The following is a 6,085-nucleotide window of genomic DNA, read 5'->3' as shown; positions in this document are numbered from 1 at the left end:
CCGGTCAGCACCGAGAAGTAATTCGAAGTGGTCTGCCCGGTGGCCGAGCGCGGCAGCAGACGCATCGCCGTGGCGAGATCGTCGAGCGTCGGCAGCACCTTCTCGATGCCGGTGACCGCCACATGCACGCGGGGCATCACGGTACACATGCCCTCATTGCCCTCGTTCGTCACCAGCACGACCGAGCCCGTTTCCGCAACGAGGAAGTTGCCGCCCGTCACGCCCATGTCCGCCGAGAGAAAGTGCGGACGCAGCACTTCGCGCGCCTCGCGCGTCATGTCGGGGATTTCGGTCAGGCGCGGCTTGCCGTGTGTCTTCGCGAAGAGATCGGCGATCTCGTCCTTGTCCTTGTGCACGACGGGCGCAATGATGTGGCTGGGCGGCTCGTTGTCGTTGATCTGCAGGATGTACTCCCCGAGATCGGTCTCGATGGACTGCACGCCCATCTCCGCGAGCACCGTGTTCAGCCGCATTTCCTCCGAGACCATCGACTTCGTCTTGATGACCTTGCGCACGTCGTGCCGGCGGGCGATGTCCGCGACCAGCTGCGCGGCGTCGCGCGCGGTTTCTGCGTAAAGCACGGTCACGCCGCGCCGCGTCGCCTCGGTCTCGAACTGTTCGAGCCAGACATCGAGATTTTCCAGCGCCCGGTTGCGGCGAGCCTTGAGCGCCGCGCGCGTGGCCGGAAAGTCGATTGCGGTGATGGCCTCGGCGCGCGCCGAGACGAACTTCGTCGAGAGCTTCTTGAGGTTTTCCTGAAGACGCTGGTCGGCCAGCTTCTGGCCGGCGCGCGCCTTGAACTGCATCGATTGAACTTGCATGGCGTCGGGGCGAGGTTGAACGGTGTTCGACAGATTCCGGGCGAAGAAGCGCGGTGGCAGCGGGTGGCGCGTCAAACGTCGCCGGCCAGCACCTGGGCGATGTGCAGCACACGCGTGGTGGTGTCGCCAGTGCGCCGCAAGCGTCCTTCGATGTTCAGGATGCAACCAAGGTCGCCGAGCACGACGGCGCCCGCCCCGCTCGCCTGAACGTTCGCACACTTTTCGTCGGCAATGGCCGTCGAGATCGCACCGTACTTCACGGCAAAGGTGCCGCCGAAGCCGCAGCAGCGCTCGCAGTCCTTCATCTCGCGAACCTCGACGCCGCGCTGGGCGAGCAGCGCACGCGGCTGTGCCTTCACGCCAAGCTCGCGCAGGCCGGAGCACGAGTCGTGGTACGTCACGGGCCCGCTGAACGCGCCTTGCGGCAGCGTGACCTTCGCGACATTGACCAGGAAGTCCGTCAGCTCGTAGACACGCTCGCGCAACTTGCCGTAGCGCCCCATCAATTCGGGATCGTCGCGGAACAAGTCGCCATAGTGCACGCGGATCATGCCGCCGCACGAACCCGAGGGCACCACGACGTAGTCGAACTGTTCGAATTCACGCAGCGTCTTTTCCGCGAGATCGCGCGCGAGCGCGCGCTCGCCAGAGTTGTACGCCGGCTGGCCGCAACAGGTTTGCGCAGGCGGCACGACGACCTCATAGCCGGCCTCTTCGAGCAGCTTGAGCGTCGAAAAGCCGATTTCAGGACGCATCGTGTCGATGAGACAGGTGACGAACAAACCGACTCGCATGGGGACTCCTCGTGAAAACCGTCCCCGATTATCCGCTGTTTCGCTGCCGTCACCAACGCGCGCGTGTTCCTCCCCGCGCCTCGACCACGATGCCGCAGTGCAGCGCCCGAGTCCCGTCAAACGCTTACTTTTTTCACCATACGAGATACAATGAATTTTCTGTCTCACGCGTCAAGCGAATCGGAACCCATGAGCGAGACCCATCCAGATCCGAAGACCTCGATTCAGGTGATCGAGCGCATGATGCGCCTGCTGGACGCGCTGGCTGCACACAGCGACCCAGTCAGCCTGAAGGAGCTTGCGCAGCGCACCGAACTGCACCCTTCAACCGCGCACCGCATCCTGAACGACATGGTGAGCTGCCGTCTCGTCGATCGCTCCGACCCCGGCACCTACCGGCTCGGCATGCGTCTGCTCGAACTAGGCAATCTCGTCAAGGCGCGCCTTTCGGTGCGCGATGCAGCGCTCACGCCGATGCGCGAACTGCACCGGCTGACAGGCCAGACGGTCAATCTCTCCGTGCGCCAGGGCGACGAGATCGTTTATATAGAGCGAGCTTATTCCGAGCGCTCCGGCATGCAGGTGGTGCGCGCCATCGGCGGCCGCGCGCCGCTGCACCTCACATCGGTCGGCAAGCTGTTTCTCGCCGCCGACGAAGCGAACCGCGTGCGCGCCTACGCCACGCGCACCGGCCTTTCCGGCCACACGCGCAATAGCATCACCGACCTCGGGCGTCTCGAGCGTGAGCTCGCGCATGTGCGCCAGCAATTCTGCGCACGCGACAACGAAGAGCTCGAACTGGGCGTGCGGTGCATTGCCGCAGGCATCTACGACGACACCGGCAAGCTCGTGGCGGGCCTTTCGCTCTCCGCGCCCGCCGATCGCTTGCAGGATTCCTGGCTCGGCCAGTTGAGCAAGACGGCACTCACCATATCGGAGTCGCTCGGGTACCATCCGGAGCCCGCCGAAGGCAGCGTGCAGCCGGCTTGAGACCACAGCGCGTTACGGCCCAACAGACATACGCTCCCGAAAGCAAAACGCCCCGCAATTACGGGGCGTTTGTCATCACGAAACCGGAAACCCGGATCTCGCCGCGCAGCCTCAGGTGCCTGGGCCGCCTGCATCCGCGCTCGTGATGTGCGGCTGCTGGTCGGCGCCGCCGTTGTCGAGCCACGTGCGCACACGCGTCGCATCGGCGAAGCGCGAGTACTTTCCGCTCGAGTCGAGCAGCACCATGATCATCGGACGATTGTGGATCGTCGTTTGCATGACGAGACACTCGCCCGCTTCGTTGATGAAGCCCGTCTTCTGCAGGCCGATGTCCCACGATGCATTGCGGACCAGCGCGTTCGTGCTGTTGTAGGCGAGATTGCGCTTGCCGGTGAACACGTCGTAGCTGCGGTCGGTCGAGAACTGACGGATGAGTGGGTACTGGTAAGCCGCGTTCACCATCTTCACGAGGTCACGCGCGGTCGAAACGTTGTGGCTCGTGAGGCCCGTGGAATTCTCGAAGTGCGTATCGGTCATGCCGAGTTGCTTGGCCTTTGCGTTCATCGCTGCGATGAACGCCGGACGGCCGCCCGGGTAATAGCGCGAGAGCGCCGCCGCCGCGCGGTTTTCCGACGCCATCAGCGCAATGTGCAGCATGTCCTCGCGCGAGAGCACCGACCCCACCGAGAGGCGCGAACCGGTGTTCTTCTCGTAGTCGCGGTCTTCGTCCGTCACTTCGATCGGCTCCGAGAGCGAGGCCTTCGAGTCGAGCACGACCATCGCGGTCATGAGCTTCGAGATCGAGGCGATCGGCACCACGGCGCGCGAGTTTTTGTCGAAAAGCGGCTCGAGCGTGTTTTGGTCGACCACATATGCAACGCCGGAGCGCAGCATCAACGAGTCCGGCGTTTCATGCAGCCCGAACGCCTGGCCCACGGTCGGCTGGCGCGGCTCGAACGCGACACGGCGCACCGCTGTGTGATGGCGGCCGTTCATCGTGTAGGAGACGCGGCGCTTTTTCGCGACCGGACGCGCATCGTCGTCCTTCGCAGCCGCAGCCGCGGTGGTACGCGCCGCGCCCGCCTTTTTGGCCACCTTTGCCGGTGCCGGCTCGGCCTTCGCCGCCTTCTTGGTGACCTTTTTCGCGTTGGCCGTTTTCGCCGGGGTAGCGTCTTGCGACGCAGCAAAGGCGCTCACAGGCGCCACGAACGTCGCACTGATCGCGACGGACACGGCGACCGACAACGCGGTGCTGACAACCGACGACGGCAGCAGTGAGAGCGACAGGAACTTGTCGGATTTCATTGGTGTTCTTGATGGAGCGGCGGGATCGTTCGCCAAGTGTAGTAAAGCCACGAAAAATTCGCAAATTGAAGCACTTATCGGCGCTCATTAAACCGAAGTATGACCTTCGATTGAGCAGGTCAATGCACTTCCCGCATTCAATGGGGATAGACAATCGAAAAGCCGCTCCCCTCACCGCGACGCCGTTTGTCGAGAACGTTTGCGATGCATGCAAGGCGCGCTCGCTGCGTTAACGGCGTGGATCGTACAAAACTTGATTGAGGGCAAATACGGTTGAGATTGTCTGACCACCAGTGGCCGCCGTACCGCGCGACGCGCGTTCGACAGCAATGGATCTCTAACGTTCCACGTAGGAATCCGGTGGACGCACTCGGCAAAATCCCTCAAGTACGTTCATCGAATCCCTTCAACATCTTGCCAGAAGCCGCGATCTCGCGCTTGGCCTGCCCTGCCAGGGCGGTCGCCTGAACGGGCTGAAGCCCGGTGCAACGGGCGCTTCCAAACTTTGTCGTAGAAACTTTATGCACACAACATAAGTGTTTGTTTAATAATAAATTATTAAGTTTGTGCGACGCACCAAAAGATGCTTGACTTTCTTTGGCAGCATCCTAAAATCGAGTCAATGCTGCGACGCACAAAGCGCGCAACAGAACACCAGCCGCCTTGCCACTTACTCCAGGCGACCCAAGAAGGCCGCCAACCATCCAGGAGCGTAAACCATGAGTCTGCTGACCCCTGAGCAATTCGTCGCTGCACAGAAAGCCAACCTCGAAACCGTGTTCGGTCTCACCGGCAAGGCATTCGAAGGCGTGGAGAAGCTCGTCGAATTGAATCTTCAGGCCGTCCGCTCGAATCTGGCGGAATCGCAGGAACACGCCCAGCGCGCACTGTCGGTGAAGGACGCGCAGGAATTCCTGGCGCTGCAAACGAGTTATACCCAGCCGCTTACCGAAAAGCTGCTGTCGTACGGCCGTCATGTGTACGAAATCGCCTCGGCCACCCAGGCTGAGTTTGCGAAGGTCGCCGAGGCCCACTACGAAGAGCAGAACCGCAAGGTCCAATCGCTCGTCGACAACGTCGCGAAGAACGCGCCGGCCGGCTCGGAAACCGCAGTCGCCGTGATCAAGTCGGCCATCAACGCCGCGAACACGACCTACGAAACGGTCCACAAGGCCACGAAGCAGGCCGTGGAAATGGCCGAAAGCAACTTCAACGCCGCCACCGCCGCCGCGAGCAAGGCTGCCGCCCAGGCGTCGCGCTCAGCTGCCGCTTCGGCCAAGAAAACCGTCTGAACGTTGCCGGTTGAATCGGGGCGCGCGCTTAAGCAGTTTCGCGCCCCGCGCCGGACCTGACGCTCCGGCATGCCGCCCCCCGGCATGCCACTTGCCCGGTCGCCGACCGGGAATCTTTTTTACGCTCCGGCGCCTCTCGCCACGCTCCGCGTTACCCAAAAGCAAACGGCGCACTCCTCGCGGAGTGCGCCGTTTCTTCGTGCGCGCCGCAAACAGCAGCGGCGCGGCGCGACGTTACTTCTTCTTTTGCGGCGGCAGATCGGTACACACGCCCTCGTACAGCTCGGCTGCCATACCGATCGATTCGCCCAGCGTCGGGTGCGGGTGAATCGTCTTGCCGATGTCAGTGGCATCCGCGCCCATTTCCACGGCGAGGCAGACTTCGCTGATGAGGTCGCCCGCGTTCAGGCCGACGATGCCGCCGCCAATCACGCGATGCGTCTCTTCGTCGAAGATCAGCTTCGTGAAGCCCTCGTCGCGGCCATTGGCGATCGCGCGGCCCGAAGCGGCCCACGGGAACACTGCCTTGCCGTACTTGATGCCTTCGGCCTTGCACTGGTCTTCGGTCTTGCCAGCCCACGCCACTTCCGGATCGGTATAGGCCACCGACGGGATCTGCAGCGCGTCGAAGTACGCCTTCTCGCCGTGCGCCGCTTCCGCCGCCACGTGCCCTTCATGCACGGCCTTGTGCGCGAGCATCGGCTGGCCGACGACATCGCCGATCGCGAAGATGTGCGGCACGTTGGTGCGCATCTGCTTGTCGACTTCGATGAAGCCACGATCGGTCACAGCCACACCGGCCTTGTCCGCGCCGATCTTCTTGCCATTGGGCGAGCGGCCCACGGCGACGAGCACGAGGTCGTAGCGCTGCGCCTCGGCCGGC

General features: G+C 63.1%; 6 protein-coding genes. 2 read left to right on the top strand and 4 right to left on the bottom strand.

Translation table 11 applies throughout. From position 1 onward, the window contains the following. Positions 1-821, bottom strand: an 821-nt coding sequence (locus VMJ11_RS07370; protein ID WP_325618432.1) for an LUD domain-containing protein, incomplete at its 3' end; no start/stop codon positions are given. 71 nt (positions 822-892) lie between these two features. Next, positions 893-1,615, bottom strand: coding sequence for a (Fe-S)-binding protein (locus VMJ11_RS07365; protein WP_325618430.1), 723 nt, complete (start codon positions 1,613-1,615; stop codon positions 893-895). Positions 1,616-1,804: 189 nt separating this feature from the next. Between VMJ11_RS07365 and VMJ11_RS07360 the strand changes: the two genes are divergently transcribed. Continuing rightward, positions 1,805-2,605, top strand: a complete 801-nt coding sequence (locus tag VMJ11_RS07360) for an IclR family transcriptional regulator (protein ID WP_325618428.1) — start codon at positions 1,805-1,807, stop codon at positions 2,603-2,605. A gap of 111 nt (positions 2,606-2,716) precedes the next feature. Here the strand turns inward: VMJ11_RS07360 and pbpG are convergent, their stop codons facing one another. Further along, complete coding sequence (pbpG, locus tag VMJ11_RS07355; RefSeq protein WP_325618426.1) at positions 2,717-3,910, bottom strand: D-alanyl-D-alanine endopeptidase; 1,194 nt, start codon at positions 3,908-3,910, stop codon at positions 2,717-2,719. 719 nt (positions 3,911-4,629) lie between these two features. Between pbpG and VMJ11_RS07350 the strand changes: the two genes are divergently transcribed. Beyond that, the gene (locus VMJ11_RS07350; protein WP_325618424.1) at positions 4,630-5,202 is read left to right on the top strand and encodes a phasin family protein; all 573 of its coding nucleotides are present in this window, start codon (positions 4,630-4,632) and stop codon (positions 5,200-5,202) included. A gap of 234 nt (positions 5,203-5,436) precedes the next feature. On the opposite strand, the gene VMJ11_RS07345 is transcribed toward VMJ11_RS07350, so the two are convergent. Further along, positions 5,437-6,085 (bottom strand): NAD(P)/FAD-dependent oxidoreductase (locus VMJ11_RS07345; protein WP_325618422.1); only part of this gene is annotated, 649 nt, incomplete at its 5' end.

Origin of the sequence: Paraburkholderia sp. (assembly GCF_035501035.1) — a bacterium.
GTDB lineage: Bacteria > Pseudomonadota > Gammaproteobacteria > Burkholderiales > Burkholderiaceae > Paraburkholderia.
The sequence above is the reverse complement of the archived record's forward strand: the minus strand, read 5'-3'. Positions and strand labels throughout refer to the sequence as shown.